Origin of the sequence: Chryseobacterium sp. sg2396 (genome assembly GCF_042610505.1) — a bacterium.
Classification (GTDB): domain Bacteria; phylum Bacteroidota; class Bacteroidia; order Flavobacteriales; family Weeksellaceae; genus Chryseobacterium.
Genome location: NZ_JBHGAQ010000014.1, coordinates 131,645 through 150,257 on the forward strand (window position 1 = coordinate 131,645; position 18,613 = coordinate 150,257).

At 41.7% G+C, this 18,613-nt stretch carries 14 protein-coding genes; 3 read left to right on the forward strand and 11 right to left on the reverse strand.

Annotation, left to right across the window (positions count from 1 at the left end; all coding sequences use genetic code 11):
- Nucleotides 1-2: 2 nt before the first annotated feature.
- Nucleotides 3-1,922, reverse strand: a complete 1,920-nt coding sequence (locus tag ACED20_RS15255; protein ID WP_294241397.1) for a histidine kinase — start codon at nucleotides 1,920-1,922, stop codon at nucleotides 3-5.
- Between the two features lie 374 nt (nucleotides 1,923-2,296).
- On the opposite strand from ACED20_RS15255, the gene ACED20_RS15260 reads away from it, so the two are divergent.
- Nucleotides 2,297-3,445 (forward strand): methionine aminotransferase, encoded by a 1,149-nt coding sequence (locus ACED20_RS15260; protein ID WP_378105538.1) that lies wholly within the window; start codon nucleotides 2,297-2,299, stop codon nucleotides 3,443-3,445.
- Between the two features lie 251 nt (nucleotides 3,446-3,696).
- On the opposite strand, the gene ACED20_RS15265 is transcribed toward ACED20_RS15260, so the two are convergent.
- Both ACED20_RS15265 and ACED20_RS15270 read right to left on the reverse strand, forming a co-directional pair.
- Nucleotides 3,697-4,461 (reverse strand): SDR family NAD(P)-dependent oxidoreductase, encoded by a 765-nt coding sequence (locus ACED20_RS15265; protein WP_378105541.1) that lies wholly within the window; start codon nucleotides 4,459-4,461, stop codon nucleotides 3,697-3,699.
- 89 nt (nucleotides 4,462-4,550) lie between these two features.
- Complete coding sequence (locus tag ACED20_RS15270; protein ID WP_345765829.1) at nucleotides 4,551-5,498, reverse strand: helix-turn-helix transcriptional regulator; 948 nt, start codon at nucleotides 5,496-5,498, stop codon at nucleotides 4,551-4,553.
- A 615-nt stretch (nucleotides 5,499-6,113) separates the two neighbouring features.
- On the opposite strand from ACED20_RS15270, the gene ACED20_RS15275 reads away from it, so the two are divergent.
- Nucleotides 6,114-6,296 carry a hypothetical protein gene (locus ACED20_RS15275; RefSeq protein WP_378105544.1) on the forward strand — a complete coding sequence of 61 codons (183 nt, stop codon included), beginning with the start codon at nucleotides 6,114-6,116 and terminating at the stop codon, nucleotides 6,294-6,296.
- Nucleotides 6,297-6,582: 286 nt separating this feature from the next.
- Here the strand turns inward: ACED20_RS15275 and ychF are convergent, their stop codons facing one another.
- From ychF to ACED20_RS15315, 8 genes are all read right to left on the reverse strand, one after another.
- Complete coding sequence (gene ychF / locus ACED20_RS15280; RefSeq protein WP_294241404.1) at nucleotides 6,583-7,674, reverse strand: redox-regulated ATPase YchF; 1,092 nt, start codon at nucleotides 7,672-7,674, stop codon at nucleotides 6,583-6,585.
- A 166-nt stretch (nucleotides 7,675-7,840) separates the two neighbouring features.
- On the reverse strand, nucleotides 7,841-8,392 hold the full coding sequence (locus ACED20_RS15285; RefSeq protein ID WP_294198431.1) for a ferritin: 552 nt from the start codon (nucleotides 8,390-8,392) through the stop codon (nucleotides 7,841-7,843).
- An 893-nt stretch (nucleotides 8,393-9,285) separates the two neighbouring features.
- A complete protein-coding gene (locus ACED20_RS15290; protein ID WP_345765831.1) occupies nucleotides 9,286-10,866 on the reverse strand; it encodes a family 10 glycosylhydrolase in 1,581 nt (526 codons plus the stop codon).
- A 433-nt stretch (nucleotides 10,867-11,299) separates the two neighbouring features.
- A complete protein-coding gene (locus tag ACED20_RS15295; protein WP_345765832.1) occupies nucleotides 11,300-12,409 on the reverse strand; it encodes a M23 family metallopeptidase in 1,110 nt (369 codons plus the stop codon).
- A gap of 757 nt (nucleotides 12,410-13,166) precedes the next feature.
- Nucleotides 13,167-14,975: a translational GTPase TypA gene (gene typA / locus ACED20_RS15300; RefSeq protein ID WP_149248625.1), complete on the reverse strand. Its 1,809-nt coding sequence runs from the start codon at nucleotides 14,973-14,975 to the stop codon at nucleotides 13,167-13,169.
- Between the two features lie 206 nt (nucleotides 14,976-15,181).
- Nucleotides 15,182-15,349, reverse strand: coding sequence for a hypothetical protein (locus ACED20_RS15305; RefSeq protein ID WP_345765833.1), 168 nt, complete (start codon nucleotides 15,347-15,349; stop codon nucleotides 15,182-15,184).
- Nucleotides 15,350-16,183: 834 nt separating this feature from the next.
- Nucleotides 16,184-16,732, reverse strand: coding sequence for a type 1 glutamine amidotransferase domain-containing protein (locus ACED20_RS15310; RefSeq protein ID WP_146944340.1), 549 nt, complete (start codon nucleotides 16,730-16,732; stop codon nucleotides 16,184-16,186).
- Between the two features lie 310 nt (nucleotides 16,733-17,042).
- On the reverse strand, nucleotides 17,043-17,300 hold the full coding sequence (locus ACED20_RS15315; RefSeq protein ID WP_345765834.1) for a DUF1294 domain-containing protein: 258 nt from the start codon (nucleotides 17,298-17,300) through the stop codon (nucleotides 17,043-17,045).
- Nucleotides 17,301-18,192: 892 nt separating this feature from the next.
- Here ACED20_RS15315 and ACED20_RS15320 point away from each other — a divergent pair.
- Nucleotides 18,193-18,546: a hypothetical protein gene (locus tag ACED20_RS15320; protein WP_345765835.1), complete on the forward strand. Its 354-nt coding sequence runs from the start codon at nucleotides 18,193-18,195 to the stop codon at nucleotides 18,544-18,546.
- The last annotated feature ends 67 nt before the right edge of the window (nucleotides 18,547-18,613 follow it).

Below are 18,613 nucleotides of genomic sequence, written 5' to 3' on the forward strand. Positions count from 1 at the left end.
AGTTAATTTTTTATGTATTCCAGGGGCAGTTCCAGGAGCACTCTGGTGCCCTGCACAGCACCGTCGGCTCCCTTTAATTCCCGAATGGTAAGATTCACTTTCTTTTTTTCGAGCTTTTCCAGAGTTTCCAGTCTCTTCTGCGAAATATCCATGGCCATCGATTTATGGATGTTCACCGAATTTTCTTTCAGCTTCTTGGAAATTTCGATACCGATTCCGTTATCTTCTATTTCGCAGATCAGCGATTCTTCCGTCTGTTCAAATCTGATTCCGATAAAACCCTTGCCTTCTTTCGGAACTACCCCGTGGATCACCGCATTTTCAATATACGGTTGAAGCAGCAGAGACGGCAATGCCGTATCGTCCTCAATTAAAGGATCTTTGGAAATTTCAAAATCGAATTTCCGGTTAAACCTCAATTGCTCAAGCTCAAGGTAATTTTTCAGAGATTCAATTTCTTTATCAATCGTAATCAGGGATTCTTTGGAGAAATCAAGCGTCAGACGCATCAGTTTGGAAAATTTGGCCAGGTATTTTATTGCTTCTTCTTTGTCGTTCTGCATAATAAACGAAGAAATTGCGGCAAGGCAGTTGAATACAAAATGCGGATTCATCTGAAGATGGAGTGCCTTGTGCTGAAACTCGGCCAGTTGTTTTTGAAGCAGAATGGTTTTTTCCCTTTCCTTATTCCTGAAAAAGAAAAAGATGCCCGTTAATAGGATCAGAAGCATGAGGAACCCGAAATACCATTTCATTTTTTCGCGGTCTGTTTTTTCCTTTTGCTCGATCTTCTGTCTCTCAAACTCGAAATTCAGCTCGGTTTTGATGCGCTCTTTCGCATTTTCCGTTTTTAAAAGCTTTTCTTTCTCGCCATTATAATTCTTTAAATGGATGAGCGCCTGTTCCTTGTTGTCTTTCCTGTCGAAGATCATCGATAGAAGCTCCTCGCTTTTCACATTCGTTTCCGGTAAATTCAGCTTTTTAGAGATCGCAAGGCTTTTATTGGCCAGTTCCAGGGATTTATCCAGCCTGTTTTCATTAAAACAAATCCTACTTAAGAACAGGTACGTATTGGATAGCCCGAATTTGTCATCGATGCTTTTAAACGTCTCTTCCGCTTTCAGCAGATATTCTTTGGCCTTTTCAGGCTGCCTTTTTGAAATATAATACTGAGACAAGCTGTTATACAGTTCGCCCAGATCGCGGGTACTGGGGTTTTTCCTGAATTCATCCAACCCTTCATCAAAGAAAGCTTTAGCTTTTTCAGGGAGCTTTTTGTCAAGATAAATCAGGCCGATATTGGAGCAGACGGCTCCCAGCGAAGCTGCTCCGATGTTCTTTTGCAGGGTGTAGGATTTAAGAAAATAATGGAGCGCCTTCTCTTTGTCGCCGATCGACTGGTAAATAACACCGATATTGTTGTAAATCTTGGAAAGCTGTGCCTCATTATTCGTATCCTCATAGATGTTCATCGCTTTAAAATCATTGCCTAAAGCCTTCGAATAATCATTCTGTTCAGAATAGATAATGCCTTTGCTTCCGAATGTTTTGGCTAAAATTTCTCTGGTTTCCCGGTCGGCCCGGTTAAGATTGGTTAATTTTTTCTCGGTCAGATCAAAATACTGAAGCGCCTTACGGTAATTTCCAAGGATAATGCCGGAAGTTCCCAGATTCTGATAGGCCAGAACCTCTTCCTTTACGTTGTTTGTCTTTTTTGCAAGGCCCAGAGCCTCATGGGCAAACTTCTGCATGGCATTAGGGTCAGACGTTTTATAAGAGTCCGAAATCCGGTTCAGAAGCTGCGTTCTTTCAGAAGGATTGGTAGTTTGCCCCAAAACAGCCGCTAAAGAATCCGTCAATTTATTCTGTGCGTTAAAAAAAAGAGTAAACAGTAAAAAAATAAAAAAATAATTTTTTTTCATTAATTATAATTTAATCGCAAATTTAAATTAATCGAAACAGGAAAAAAACAGCAAATGAGAAATCTATGCTTTTCACTGAGAATTTGAAACTTTTAAGGCCAGAGGACGTTTAAGTGCAGTTTACATTTTAAATCGGAAGACTTTCTTTTACCGTTCTTAATTTTCTGAATTAAAATGAAGCAGGGTTTGTTTTCACTTCGGTACACTGATTTTACAGGCTGAAATCCCTCAGTTTCCCGGTGTTGAAAAAGCAGGATTTAGAATAGACTAAAAAAAACAGCAGAACAACCGGCCATGATCAGGGTAATTATTTCCCAGAATATACCTCCGATCGCTTATTTTTCCTTACATTCGGAATTATAAAATAACCTTTCATGATACAACTTCCTTTATCGAAACTTTCCAATGTAGGAACTACCATTTTCAGTACGATGACCCAACTTGCCACTGAACATGAGGCCATCAATCTGTCGCAGGGTTTCCCGGACTTTACGGCGGATCCTGAATTGCTGGATTATGTAAGCCGCTTTATTAAGCAAGGTTTCAACCAGTATGCACCGATGGGCGGAATGATGGTTTTAAAGGAAGAAATTGCAAAAAAGATCGAAAACAGCCACACTGCTATTTATCATCCCGATGCTGAAGTTACGGTGACTGCCGGCGGAACCCAGGCTATTTTTACAGCCATTGCCGCTTTTGTAAAAAAAGATGATGAAGTGATTATCTTCGAGCCGGCTTATGACTGCTATGAACCTACGATAGAACTTTTCGGCGGAATCATCAAGCGGTTTGAAATGAAAGCTCCTGATTATGAAATCGACTGGACTACCGTGAAAAATCTGGTTTCCGAAAAAACAAAGATGATCATCATCAACAACCCGAACAATCCCGCAGGAAAGATTCTCCGGGAAAATGATATTCAGGAACTGATCAAAATTGTGGAAAATACGTCCATCCTGATCCTGAGTGATGAAGTGTATGAAAATATTGTTTTTGATGGGAAACAGCATCTGAGTATTTGTCGGTATCCTGAGCTTAAAAACCGGAGCCTTCTGGTGGCTTCTTTCGGAAAACTTTTTCATGTCACCGGATGGAAAACCGGATATTGTGCAGCTCCGAAATACCTGATGGATGAATTCCGTAAGGTCCATCAGTTTAATGTATTTTCAGTTAATACCCCGATGCAGCTCGCTCTGGCAGAATATATGAAAAACCCGGAGCATTATCTGTATCTCAACCAGTTCTTCCAAGAAAAAAGAGACTTTTTAAGGCAGGGGCTTGCTACTACTCCTTTTACGCTGCTGGATTGCGAAGGAACCTATTTCCAGGCCCTGCAATATGATAAGATCTCTGACAAGAATGATTTTGATTTCGCCTCTGAACTGACTGTTACGCATAAAGTGGCAAGCGTACCGTTTTCATCATTTTACCAGAACAAGCGCGATGATAAAGTGATCCGACTGTGCTTTGCTAAAAAACAGGAAACCCTGGAAAAAGCAATTGAAAATTTATCGAAGGTATAAAAACGCTGGAATAAGGAAGCTGGATGCCGGAAGTTCTTTTTGGTCGGCATAACTGCCAATGGTATTTAATATTATATTCTTTAAAGTCAAAATTCATTTAAATTCCTTATTATTTTCCTGTGTTTTTAAATTTATTAAATCACTGAAAACAAATTAACTACTATCAAAATTTCATTAAAAAAAATCCCGATGGCTCAACCTTAAGCCAACGGGATTCTTTATTTCATCCGTTTAAATTGTTTTTACACAAGTTATAAAAACATTCCGCCGGACGCTTCAATGCGCTGCCCGTTGATCCAGCCCGCATCTTCCGTACAAAGGAATGCTACCACACCTCCGATGTCACCCGGAAGCCCGGCTCTTCCCAAAGCCGTTACTCCGGCTACCATGGCATTTACCTGCTCATCGTCTCTGGTTCTGCCGCCGCCAAAATCCGTTTCGATGGCTCCCGGCGCCACCACATTGGATTTGATTTTTCTTGCGCCCAGTTCTTTGGCCTGGTATTTCGTGAGCATATCTACAGCGGCTTTAATCGATCCGTAGACCGATGATCCGGCCAGGGCAAACCGGGCCAGCCCCGAAGAAATATTGATGATTCCGCCGCCTTCATTCATAAACGGCAAAAACTTCTGGGTTAAAAAGAATACACCTTTGAAATGGATATCCACCACATCATCCAGCTGTTCTTCCGTCACTTCAGAAATTGGCGAATACAAAGCGGTTCCCGCATTGTTTACCAAAAAATCAATATTTCTGCTTCCGGTGTTTTCTTCAAGATGATCGCCCACCGTTTTAATAAAAGCATCAAAGCTATTTACATTTTTGGTATCCAACGGGTAAGCAATGGTCTTTCTTCCCAATGTCCGGATTTCAGCGACCACTTTTTCCGCTTCTTCTTTATTGCTTTTGTAGGTGATAATTACATCCAGTCCTTTCTGTGCGATCTTTATAGCCGAATTTTTCCCTAAGCCCCGGCTTCCTCCCGTTACCAAAGCTATTTTTGTTCTTCTTTCCATTATTAAAACTATTTTTTGATGCTACAAAGTTCATATAATTAGAGGTTACCTTGTTTATCTTATTCAAATATAAATTTGCAAAATTCAAATCAGGAACGGAATTCCAAAGGCGTCAGAGAAGTCTTCTTTTTGAAAAAGTTAGAAAAATGCGCAATTTCTTCAAATCCCAGGGCATAGGCAATCTCAGAAACGTTCCATCTGGTCTGCTTTAAAAGGATCTTGGCTTCCTGTATCATTCTTTCTGCAATAATTTCAGTTGTTGTTTTTCCGGTACTTTCTTTTAATTTTTTGTTCAGATAATTTACATGAACAGCCAATCGGTCAGCATAATCCTTCGCTGTTTTCAGTCGCAGCCGATGATCGGAAGACTCAATCGGAAACTGCCTTTCCAAAAGTTCTAAAAACAGAAAAACTACCGTCATGGAACTATCGTAAGAGGTCGACAATTTAGAAGCCGGCTGCAGCTTCTGGCCGTAATGGATGAGTTCCAGCACATAGTTCCGGATCAGGTCATATTTAAAAATGTAGTCTGAGCTTATTTCCTTTTTAATTTTAATATACAATTGTTCAATTTCATCTGCAAGATTGTCTTCTATTTCAAACAGCGGAACATTCCCCGGCTGAAAAATAGGAAAATCTTCCAGAGTCGTATAAGATTTATCTTTTATGAAAAAATCTTCGGTAAAAACACAGAAACTCCCAGACTGATCCGGATCTTCCGGCATCCAGTGGTAGGGAACTCTCGGAGTGGCAAACAGTAAAGCATTCTTTTTAATCTGAATTACTTTATCGGCATATTCGGCACGATTCCTTCCTCTGATCAGGCTGATCTTATAGTATTTCCGCCGATTGTAGGGCATCTCCGAGGCAACTTTTACTTTTTCAATAACCTGTGCTATATCAAAGACATTGAAATGACCAATATCTTTATGCGGGCCTTTAGGAAAAACAGCATCCTGATCTGTGCCGAGTTTAGCGGCCATTTCACGATAAAAATCGTCAAGCGATGTGTAAGCCGTATAAGTTGTTTTTTCCATAGTCAGGATTTGCAAAATTCAAATGTAAGAAATAAATATTCTTATCGTAAATTCTACAAAATAAAAAAATTCCTCTTTTTTTCATACTAAAGTGATATACTAACCGAATATTTCATAAATTAGTGACAAGCAAATTAAAACAATATTCAAGTATGAAAAACCTAAACCTTATTCACGGAAAAAAACTGAATAAAAAAGCATTGCGCTCTATTTCCGGAGGAGCGATAGCCGATTGTTATGCAGGCGGCTGTCTGGATGAACTATGCCCTCCTCCAGCGAATGAATACGGCTGCACAATAGTTTCAATTTACTGTGCGCAAAAGGAATGCAGACCTGATGACTGCAAAACTTGTGAACCGATAAACTAAAATTATTATACATAATTTATTTAAAATCCATTATTATGAAAAATCAAAACCTAATTAACGGAAAGAAACTGAACAAAAAACAATTGCGCTCCATCGCCGGCGGATTACTAAACTGTATGGAGCCGATACTCTGTACCGATCCTCCATGCGATCCAACAATGTCAATGTGTACCAGAATTTCACCAGCATGTGCGCAGGCAGAATGCCGTCCATAATAATTTATATTTTACCTAAAATAATTTATACAATGAAAAATCAAAACCTAGTCAACGGAAAGAAATTAAACAAAAAACAATTGTGTTCTATTACAGGCGGGCTTCTAAATTGTTTTGAGACCAACTGTTCAACACCGGGCGGATGTCCGATTTTAAATGAATATGGCTGTATTACCATTTCAAAAGTCTGTGCACAAAAGGAATGCAGACCATAATAGTTATCTGATTTTTACCTTAATCAAAAAATCTATCAATATGAAAAATCAAAATCTAATCAACGGAAAGAAACTGAACAAAAAACAACTAAAATTGGTCACAGGAGGCTTACGGCAGTGTATTGATCCGTTTACAGGACAATGCGAAGTATATGGCAGACAATGCGCCGAATTTGAATGCCGCTATGTTATCGAACCGTAAAAATCAATACTTGATTTAAGTAAAAACGCTCCGGAAATTACTTTCCGAAGCGTTTTTCTTTATAACTAACTTTAATATTTTCTGTTATACATTGAATCTGAAATGCATGATATCACCATCCTTCACGATGTATTCTTTTCCTTCTACGGATAGCTTTCCGGCTTCTTTCACCTTTACTTCAGAACCATAATTAACGTAATCGTCATACTTAATCACTTCCGCACGGATGAACCCTTTTTCAAAGTCGGTGTGGATCACTCCGGCAGCCTGCGGGGCTGTCCATCCCTGTCCGATCGTCCAGGCTCTTACCTCTTTTACTCCTGCGGTAAAGTACGTCTGAAGCTTCAGCAGATCGTATGCTTTTCTAATCAGACGGTTCACGCCCGGTTCAGTAAGTCCGAGTTCATCAAGGAAAATCTCTCTTTCCTCGAAAGTTTCCAGTTCGTTGATGTCCGCTTCGATCTGCGCAGCCAATACAACAACTTCTGCCCCTTCATTTTTAGCCATTTCTTCGATCTTGCCGATCCATTCGTTTCCGTTCTTGATGGAGTTTTCGTCTACATTACAAACGTAAAGCACCGGCTTGTTCGTCAACAGCTGAATTTCGCCGATAATTGATTTTGTAGTATCGTCGGTAGCAAATTCTCTTGCGTTCTTACCGTCTTCCAGGAATTTTTCAAGACTCTGAAGGGTCTCATAAACCAGGATGTCATCTTTTTTTCCGGACTTGATGAATTTTTTTGCCTTTTCAACCGCTTTTCCTACGGTCTCCAAATCTTTTAGCTGAAGTTCGATATCAATGATCTCCTTATCTCTCAACGGATCCACCGAACCTTCTACGTGAACGATATTTCCGTTATCGAAACATCTTAAAACATGGATAATCGCTTCGCATTCACGGATGTTTGCCAGGAACTGGTTTCCTAACCCTTCTCCTTTGCTGGCCCCTTTTACAAGACCGGCAATGTCTACGATCTCTACTACCGCCGGCAATACTCTCTCAGGCTTTACTATTTTTTCCAGCTCGAACAACCGCTGATCCGGCACGGAAACCGTTCCGAGATTCGGTTCGATGGTACAGAAAGGATAGTTGGCCGACTGGGCTTTGGCGTTGCTCAGGCAGTTAAAAAGAGTTGATTTACCTACATTCGGTAAGCCTACGATTCCACATTTCATAACGTAAGATTCAAATTTAATGTTTACCGTCCGGGATTTGATGTTATTAAAACCCTGAACTTTCAGCGGGCAAAGATAGTGATTTTAGCGGGAGTTTCATAATAAAAAAATCTGCCGGGACTCGGCAGATCTTAATAAATTTTCTTTCAGTGGGTGTTTTGTATGTTTACGGATTCGCTCCGGTGGCATCCTGTGCCTGTTCCGCGTCATCCGGTAATGTTTCCAGGGTTTTATCAAGCGTGAATAACGATTCATCAGTCGCTCTGTCGCCGCCTGCAATTTTCAGTTTATCGATCAGGTTCATCGCAAAGGTTTCTTCTTCGATCTGTTCTTTCACAAACCACTGAAGGAAATTCCATGAAGCCCAGTCTTTCTCTTCAAAAGCCATATCCACCAGCTTATAAATGGCTGTCGTATTGTCTACCTCATGTTGAAAAACCAGGTCGAAGCAGTTTGTAAGGCTAGTCGGTTCCGCTCCCGGTGCAGGTAGCTCGGTAATTTTCGGCTTTCCGCCTCTGTTCAGCACATACTGCATGAATTTCACGGCATGGTCTCTTTCTTCCTGTGCGTGACGGAATAAAAAGTTGGAGATTCCGGCATATCCTTTATCGGCCGCCCAGATGCCGTACGAAAAATACGTTCTCGATTGGAGATCTTCCGTGTTCATCTGATCGCTTAATGCCTGTTCAAGTTTAGCCGAAAGTCTGTTGGTATTCATAATTTATATTTTTAAAGTGATTATAAGCTACCGATGCAAAAATGGTTCCGCGAAATTCCGTTATTTCAGCAAATCCAGGCGCATCTTTTCATAAAACGCTGAAATACTATATTTTACACCATAATTTATAGTTATTCTAAACTTCTGCCGGTAATTTCATACAATGAGTTTTTATCCTTTCCTCTTTTCATGACATTATTTTTCAGAAGCTTTTCCCGCTTTCCGTTGCAATCTTTTTTTTCAAAAAAGGATTTCCACTGCAATCGGGGCTAGGGCGGTCGTCTTTTGCTTCTCCCTTAGTCCAGCGTCAATGGTGAATTCGCTTTGCCGGTGAATAGTGAATTTATTAAAGTTTAATGAGAAAACGAATGCGAATTCAGTATTGATTATTTATTTTTTATCGAAGAAAAATTCAGTATTCACTATTCACCGGCGAAGCAAAATTCACCTTTTCACGACCACCCCGTCAAAAATTCCTTTCAGAATTTTCGCCACCCCTCCAAAATTTGGAGGGCAATTGAGATTAAAATATTTACTTTAGACTTTTGATTGTTAATGGATTGCGCAGAGGCACAATTTTTCGTTATAATAATAACGTTGAAAGGCACAGGGAATTTGACGCTGTTAAATTTTAATACCGGTTGAATTGATGCTTTATTGTATCTGTTCTCCTAAAATCATCAGCGTTCTACAATTTTATCAAAGATAAAATCCTTGCGACTTAAGAACGCACAGTATTTAATATTCTTTGCGGCTTTGCGCTTTCCCACATTAACCTAGTTTAAATTCACTATTCACTTGCACAGCAAAATTCACCATTCACAATAAACATAGGCCAAAAAAAATTCCCGCAGACTAACTACAGGAATTAAGTTGTTTTACGAAGCAATTCATTATTTCAGCATTTTTGCCGTGTAATCGCTTTCGTTGCCCAACCGGTCAACGGCCTTGATGGCGGCGGCAGTCAATGTTTTTCCGTCTTTCATTTTCGGGATTTCTTTGGAAAGCTGATCGAGGGTCAGGATTTCGGTTTCCCATCCGCCATTGTACTGGGTAAATAAAACCCACTGGAAAACGTCTTTTATATTTTTTGTACTCCAGCTTACCTGTACGGAACTTCCGTTGTCGTTAATGAAGAGGCTCGGCGTCTGCAAAGGGATGGTTTTGATCCATGGGGATTTCGGCACAAGCGCTTTTTCTTTGTAGGGTCCGTTTTTCAATACCGGAAGCATATTGGCATTTTTTGTAAGTCCGGCAATGCTCCAGTGGATTTCTCCGGCGTCATTGCCCAAAACCTGTCGGGAAACTTCAATCTGATTTTTAATTTCTGTCGGACGGTCCGGAGAACGGATTTCCACCGTATTCAGTCCCGGCCAGAGATGGCGGTTCATTGTATTTTCTGACTTCCACCAGCTCAATAACGCTTCAAAAGGCTGTCCTTTGGATTCGATCGGCCAGTAGAGCTGAGGCGAAAAATAATCGACCCAGCCTCTATTCAGCCATAATTTGGCGTCAGCATACAACTCGTCGTACTGCGAAGAACCGGTAATTCCTGCCGGATATCCCGGTTTCCAGATCCCGAACGGACTGATCCCGAATTTCACATAATTTTTCTCAGCATGGATTTCTTTATAAATCCGCTCCACAAATTTATTAACATTGTCCCTTCTCCAGTCTGCCCTGCTTAAAGTTCCGCCGCTGCTTACATACGCACTCCAGGTTTTATTGTCAGGAAAATCTGCCCCTTTGTTGTAAGTGGCATACGGATAAAAATAATCGTCGAAATGAACGGCATCGATGTCGTATCTTTTAACAATATCTTTTACGACATTGGAAACGTGTCCCTGTGTTTTCGGATCGGCAGGATCAAACCAGTACATTCCGTTTTTCAGCCGGATGACAATATCGGAAAGTTTGTTGACCATCGACAGGCTGTTCGGGGAACCTCCGTTGGAATGATGGGCCCGGTACGGATTCAGCCAGACATGAAGTTCAAGTCCCCTTTTGTGTGCTTCTTCCGTCCAGAATTGCAGCGGGTCGTAATTCGGATAAGGTGCAACGCCGGTCTGCCCCGTTAAAAAGTAGGACCACGGTTCCAGGTTGCTGGTGTACAAAGCATCGGCAGAGGGCCGTGCCTGGAAGATAACCGCGTTGAAATTATTGTCTTTCAGCATATCCAGCATGGCAATCGCTTCTGCCTTCTGCTGTTCTACTGATAAATTGTTTCTTGAGGGCCAGTTGATGTTCGCTACACTCGCAATCCAGGCGCCGCGGAATTCCCTTCTTATTTCGGGAAGAACGGTCCTGAATGTTTCATCCGCCGGCGGAATGGCAGCCACAGGTTTCGGCGGGAGATCCGGTTTTGGTTTTGAAACTGGAGGTTTTACAGGAGTTGCCGCTTTTTGTGATGCACAGGAGGTCAGCGTAACGGCTGAACATAAGATGAGGGTATATTTAATATTCCGGAGGTTCATATAACAAAAATAAGGTTAATCTTTTATTTTTAAATCATACGGATTAATGAAGTTTTACATATTAAAGAGGTCTTATCATTTGAACCAGCTGTTTTTCCAGGAATAAAGAATTGAATTGATCTGTCTATGAAAAAATGATTCATCTCTGTAGATTCAATGAAAACCTATTTAAATTTCTGGTTTATTTTTAACATTAATAGCTTATTTAGATTTACCTTTCATATTTTAACATTAAGAATTTAAGGTATTTTAGCCTGAAAAAATCAATGTGCAGACTGCCTGGCGATATTCGCTTAAATCAATTGAAATCATCGTATTAAAGTGAAGAATAAACAAAGTTTATTTAATTCAGAAAATTAAGATGAAGAGAATGACGAAAAACATTTTAAGTAAGAATTTAAACATCCTCTAAGTTGACATGATCAAAACAATCCTATTTCTGCAACCTTTCTCTTTGCACAAAGCCTTCCTGGTTATCTGCCATTTTTACATGATACCACAAACCGGTCGCAGTAAGAATTTTTACGGGAATTTTGTTACTGATAAATGTCAGGCTTTCATATTTCGTTCCCGGACCTGAACGGAGATTAGTCCCTGCTTTAATCACTTTTTCTTCCGGTATTTTTGCTGTAGCGCCGGAAGCCTGCACCGGACGCTTTCTGATGTACGGATACGGATCCACCGCCCCACCGGTTGTATAGATTCCGAAATGCAAATGGGTCGGACCGCCCGCAGCATTGCCGGTATTTCCAATTCTTCCGAGCGTATCACCGGTTCTTATCTGCCTTCCGCCTTCCGTCAGGATGCTGTCAAGGTGCGCATAATAATAGGAATTTCCCAGGATACCGTCCCTGAGCCAGACCTGCTTCCCACCAAGGCCCTGGTTCCCGGTACGGGTGATGACCCCATCCGTTACCGCAACCACCGGTGTTCCGCGCGATGCAAAGATATCCACTCCTTCATGGCTCCTTCCGCCTCCGTCGCGGCTGGCTCCCCAAAAGCTTTGGACGTCACGGTTACCTTTTCCGGCTACCGGAAATGCAATGGACGGCTGGGTATATATTTTCAGTTCAAACGTATTCCGGTATCCGATGTCAGGCTGAATAACGACTTTATGCAAACCGCTGCTTTCGGTAAACCGGGTGAATCTTCCGTTTTCCAGAATTTTACTTTTGGCCTTTCCGGCATCTGTATCCGGCTCAAACACATCAACAAATATTTTTGTCTGCGGCACCACTCCTGTGGCTTCGATCACCAGCAGATCACCCTGTTTCAGTTCGAGTGAATACCCAACGGCATCCTGTTGAGGCTGATCAGCAAAAAAGGTAAAGGCATTGCTTTCTCCTATGGTAAGACGATTGGCAATGGCTGAGGAGAAGCTGTTTTTCCATTGCACCATCAGGCTGTCGGCTCCGGAATAGCTGCGCTCGTAGCGGACCCGTTCGGAAGCCTCGAAGATTTTGCCGGGTATTTTCAGTTCTTTGCAGGTGGTTACTGCAAAGATGATTAGGGATAAAAAGAATATTCGTTTGAGGGTGTTCATAGCACACAGAAATACAAAAACTTGGCCGTGAACCAGCCCGGAATATAGTTTTTAACACATTAGACATATGAGATATAGACTAAACTTTGAAAATATTTCAGAACACAGTAGAGGAAAATCGAAGATTTTTAATAATTAACGTGGATTCGAGTTACAAACCATACTTAAAAGGCTGAAAGAGGGGTGCTGGATGCGGGAAGCACTGTCTTTTAAGGATATTACCCATAATTTTGAATATCAGCTAATTTTTTTGTACTACGCTAAAGCCTATAAGATTTTCATTTATCTTTCAATTCCATTAAATTGCTTAAAAACAAAGAATTACTGTCGAATTCACGTTAATTACGGTATTAACTTGTGTCTTCCGTTTGAATTTTAACCACAAAAGGGACAAAAGAAATTTGTACTATATAAAGAAGTTTAATAATTTATGACGGAGAAAGCGCACAAATTTTTTTAAAAAATCAGAGATTTTTTATTTACCTAATATTATATGTGGATTTCTCCCTTGCAGGGCTTGGATGTTTCCGAATGTTTTGACACCTGGCTGCACCCGGTGCTGATGATAAGCCACCCTTTCAGGGCTCAGTCGTAAGGAACGGCGATCCAGATGACTGAGCGGAACCGGAAACCCCATAACAATCTGTGAAAATCTGTGCCATCTTTGGACAATAAAAAAGCCTTCCGCAAAAACGGAAGGCTGTATGATGTTCTGCAGCAATGGCGAAGATGCCGGTTGCCCGGATCAATGTTGAAATTATGCTTTTGCTCCTCTTTCCACTCTTTTTCTTTCTTCTTCAGAAAGGATTTTTTTTCTCATACGGATGAAGTTCGGAGTTACCTCGATGGCTTCGTCACCCTGGATATATTCCATGCACTCTTCCAGAGAGAATAAGATTTTCGGTGCTACACCGGTATCTTTGTCTTTTCCGGAGGCTCTCATATTGTTCAGCTGTTTTGCTTCCACGATGTTTACCACAAGATCACCCGGTTTGTTCTGTTCCCCGATGATCATTCCTGCATAGATCTCCTCACCCGGATCCACGAAGAATTTCCCTCTGTCCTGAAGTTTAGCGATAGAATATTCGGTAGCCGGTCCCTGGGTCTTGCTGATCAATACCCCGTTGTTTCTTCCTGGAATCGCTCCTTTAAAAGGCTTGTATTCTGTGAAACGGTGGGCCATGATGGCTTCACCGGCAGTGGCCGTAAGCATCTGTGAACGCAATCCGATAAGACCTCTTGAAGGAATCTCGAATTCCATGTGCTGCATTTCCCCTTTGGTTTCCATGATGTGAAGATCCCCTTTTCTCTGGGTAGCCAAGTCGATTACTCTTGAAGCATATTCTTCAGGAACGTCAACCACTAAAGATTCGTAAGGCTCCAGTTTTTGTCCGTTTTCATCTTCTCTCAGGATTACCTGCGGCTGACCGATGGTCATTTCGTACCCTTCTCTTCTCATCGTTTCGATAAGAACCGATAAGTGAAGAATACCTCTACCGAATACAAGGAAGGTATTGGCATCATCCGTCTGCTGAACCCTTAAGGCTAAGTTTTTCTCCAATTCCTTGGTCAATCTTTCTTTCAGGTGATTGGAAGTAACATATTTACCGTCTTTTCCGAAGAACGGAGAGTTGTTGATGGAGAACGTCATGTTCAGGGTAGGCTCGTCGATGGCCGTTCTTTCCAATGGTTCAGGGTTTTCAAGGTCTACAAATGAATCCCCGATCTGGAAGGCATCGAAACCTACTACGGCACAGATATCCCCTGCCTGAACTTCGGTTACTTTTTTCTTTCCTAATCCTTCGAAAACGTAAAGTTCCTTTACTTTTCCTTTTACGATTTTACCGTCTGCCTGGGCAAGACCGATCCATTGTGATTCTTTCAGTTCGCCTCTCGTTACTTTTCCGATCGCGATTCTTCCTAAGAAAGAAGAGAAGTCAAGAGAAGTGATCTGCATCTGAAGGTTCCCCTCGGTTACCTGCGGAGCCGGAACGTACTGTAAGATTCCATCCAGTAACGGCAAGATATCTTCCGTCTGCTCCAATGAAGTGTTGAACCATCCTTGTTTTGAAGATCCGTAGAACGTAGGGAAATCCAACTGCTCTTCAGTCGCTTCCAGGTTGAAGAACAAATCGAATACCTGATCGTGAACTTCGTCCGGACGGCAGTTCGGCTTGTCTACTTTATTGATGACCACCAATGGTCTTAATCCTAATTCCAACGCTTTCTGAAGTACGAAACGGGTCTGCGGCATCGGCCCTTCGAAGGCATCCACCAACAGGATCACCCCGTCTGCCATTTTCAATACCCTTTCCACTTCCCCACCGAAGTCGGCGTGACCGGGGGTATCGATTACGTTGATTTTTGTATCTTTATACGTAACAGAAATATTTTTTGATAAAATGGTAATCCCTCTCTCTCTTTCAAGATCATTGTTATCCATTATCAGTTCTCCACTTTCCTGATTTTCTCTGAAAATGTTCGTTGCATGAATGATTTTATCAACCAGAGTCGTCTTCCCGTGGTCAACGTGTGCGATGATCGCAATATTTCTAATGTTTTGCATGAATGATTTTTACGGGTGCAAAAATAGTGATTTTAAATCAAATACCGTGTATGAAGACTAATAATTTAACAAATTCATAATGAGAACTTTAGTCTCGTACCGTGAAAAGCTGTGTTTAAACCATAATAGGAATAAAAGGCTTTTAACACATAAGCCACATAAGATTTTTAGATTGATGGATTGTGCAGACTTCAGAGCACATGAGATTAAAAATCAAATATTTTTTCATTGGCATCTGTAAATGAATGACCGTCTGGTGGCTGAGCGGAGCCCAAGCCACCTTTTTCGATAAACTGCCCAATTATAACCACAAAAATAACAAAAGAAACTTTGTTTACATGAAAAGTTGAATACTTTATGGTAAACAAGTCCATAAAAGTTTTTAAAAATCAGAGATTTTTATCGGATCATTCAAATTAACGGCAATCACAGTGTATCGCACAAAATGCTGAAAATTCAAAGGATTTTACTACACAGATATTTTTCCTACAGAGCAAATTGGTTTTATAACAGTAGAAAATTGACCATTGATGAGGTACAGGCAGTAATCCAATCTGTTCAGGAAGCCATATTCCATAGGAATATCATCTGTGTAGAAAAAAAGATTGCCATGAACAGCACGCCGTAGGTGTGTGATCTACCCTGTGCAGCATGTTGGTGAAAGATAGAACTCCGCTGGAGTTCAGCTCCCCTGCTGATATTTTTGCTACACAGATATTGCTCCTCCGGAGCAAATTTGTTTTATAACATTGGAAAAATTGACCATTGACCAACGAAGCAGATTAATGATTAACAAATGCAAATAACGAATTTTGCTCCGCAAGTCAATGTTGCTGAGCAGGTGAATTTCAGGCTGACGCTAAATTGACCATTGACCAGCGAAGTGAATGACCATTGACTACTAACTCCCGGTGAAAATAAGACCTGCTGCCCTAGCCCTGATAGAAGCGGCTACCCCACAGCGGGGCTGGCGGGTTGGAGTGTGCCGGGTTTGGCGGCGGCGTGCCTTGGAGAGCGTTGGCGCGAGGAGTAATAGCGGATAGCAGGATCAAGCTCCTGAAAAAAACTCCGGTTGTTTAAAAAGGGATCGCCCATAATCAAAAGGCTATTTTCTTCGTTTGAAGGGATTATTTGAAAGCCTTGATAAGAGGACATAAAAAAGGCCCGGATCGTTTGACCAAGGCCTTTTTATTGTTTCAGTATAAGGTTTATACGGTTTGCTCTTCATGTTTCCCTTCGTTGATCTCCTCCACCATCTTTTTGTTGAAGGCCGGTAAATCTTCAGGGGTTCTGCTGGTTACCAGTCCGTGGTCGGTTACCACTTCGCTGTCTTCCCATTGTACGCCAGCGTTTTTCAGGTCCTGGCTGATTGATTTTACGGAAGTCATGTTTCTGCCTTCCACTACCCCTGCGTTGATCAAGATCTGCGGTCCGTGGCAAATGGCTGCTACCGGTTTGTGCTGCTCGAAGAAATCCCTTACGAAAGACAGGGCCGATTCATTGGTTCTCAGCTGGTCCGGATTGATCACTCCGCCCGGCAATACCAAGGCGTCATAATCGGAAGCCGATGCTTCGTCTAATGTTTTATCCACCGGATATTCCTGCCCCCAGTCTTTTTCCGCCCATGCTTTGATGGAACCTGATTCCGGACTTACGATGTGTGCCGTCCATCCCTGTTGTTCCAAATGCTCTTTCGGTGATTTCAGTTCGCTTTCTTCAAATCCGTGGGTTGCCAAAATGGCGATTTTTTTAGACATAATATTAAATTTTTTGGTGTTTACAGTTCAGATAGAAGAAAAAATGGTGCCGTGGGAAAAATACAAATGCTAAATGTTTGTTAAAAGATAAATTGCCTGTCAGGGTTTATTGAATAGATAAGTTTCCAAACGCCACGGTCGCAAGGTTTTTTTTTAAAAGCGTTGAAAATATTTTTCTGTCGATAAGGAACTTCGTTCAGCTAATGATAGCTGCAATTATATGATAACTAAAGATCTGCCGCATCTGCAAAGTCTGCGTTCGAAAAAAGACGTCGATAGGCCCAGCCTCCTTAAAATGGATGTTTCAGTTTCAGAAATGATAAAGCAGCGCGTAGATGATCAGCCCTTGAAGGAGGATAATCAGCCCGGTTTTGATCAGGAAGGAAGTTTTGGAGGTTTTATGCCGGTAGGAGATCATTCCGAGGATGGCGCCGGCGGTTCCGCCCATGAAGGTTAGGAAAAGGAGCAAAGATTCCGGGATCCGCCGCTGATGCTTTTCGGCCCTGCGTTTGTCGAGGCCGAAGGTGAGGAAGGTAATCAGGGTCGAGATAAGGAAAAAATACTTCATGAGGGACAAAGGTAGGAATATTCCGGGAAGTCTGGTGGTGAATGGTGAATAGTGAATTTAAAGAAGTTTTGCCTGAACACAGAGGTCACGGAGTTTTTTATACACATACCGTTTTCAAGTGTCACTAAGCCGTTTCACTTACAGGAGCACACCGAGTTTCTGATAACCGTAGATTGTTGGAAAACGCAACGGCGCAAGAGAATTTTAAATCTTTACGTGGAAAGGCGCAAGGATTTTATCTTTGATAAAATGGTGGAACGCTAAAAATACCTTAACCGCAATTCCCATCCTTTGGAGGGGTGGCGAAAATCCAAAGGATTTTTGACGGGGTGGTTTGGAGTGAATGGTGAATTTGAAGCAAGCTTTTGCTGAACACGGAGTACACGCAGATCTTTTTATACCAACTATTTTCAACTGTCACTAAGCCGTTTCACTTACAGGAGCACACCGAGTTTCTGATAACCGTTGATTGTTGGAAAAACGCAACGGCGCAAGAGAATTTAAAATCTTTACGTGGAAGGACGCAAGGATTTTATCTTTGATAATATTGTTAATCGCTAAAATATACCTTAACCGCAATTCCCCTCCGGACCGGAGGGATGGCGAAAATTCAAGGAATTTTTGACGGGGTGGTTTTAGAGTGAATGGTGAATTTGCACCAAGCTTTTGCTGAACACAGATGACACGGAGTTTTTAAAAATACAAGCTGTTTTCAAGTTTCACAAAGCTACTTCGATAGGCTCAGCATAAACTGTTCTACTTGTAAGAGCTCACAGTGTTATCTACCCTATCTGCGAGAAACCTACTTTTGAAACCCGTTTCACCATTTTCAAACTGTTTGGGAATTGACACCGTAATTTTTTATTTTTGTTTTATCTAAAATTAAAAATCAATGACCGTACACGATCTGGTGGGCAGCTATACTGTCCAGGGCAGCAACCAGGAAGCGACCGATGCTGTTACTTATCACGGCTTTCTTACCCTTTCGCTGGATGAGAACCACCGCATCCTTGCCCAATGGCTCATCGGCGACCACGAACAGCACGGCACCGGGTTCTACAAAGACGGAATCCTGGTGATCAACTTCCGGTATGAAGGGAAAGACCAGACTTACAAAGGTGTTGCTGTGTACCGTTGCCTCACTCCCGATGTGCTGGACGGATTCTGGTCGGAGAAGCACGGGGACCCAAGGTTTCTGGGGAGTGAATTTTGTGTAAGAATTAAGAATGTGGGGATTTTGAATTAAAGATTTGTGCTTTATCAATCAGCCGGCTGATCCATTCTTTGCTCACTTAAAGTAGGCAAGTTCAAAC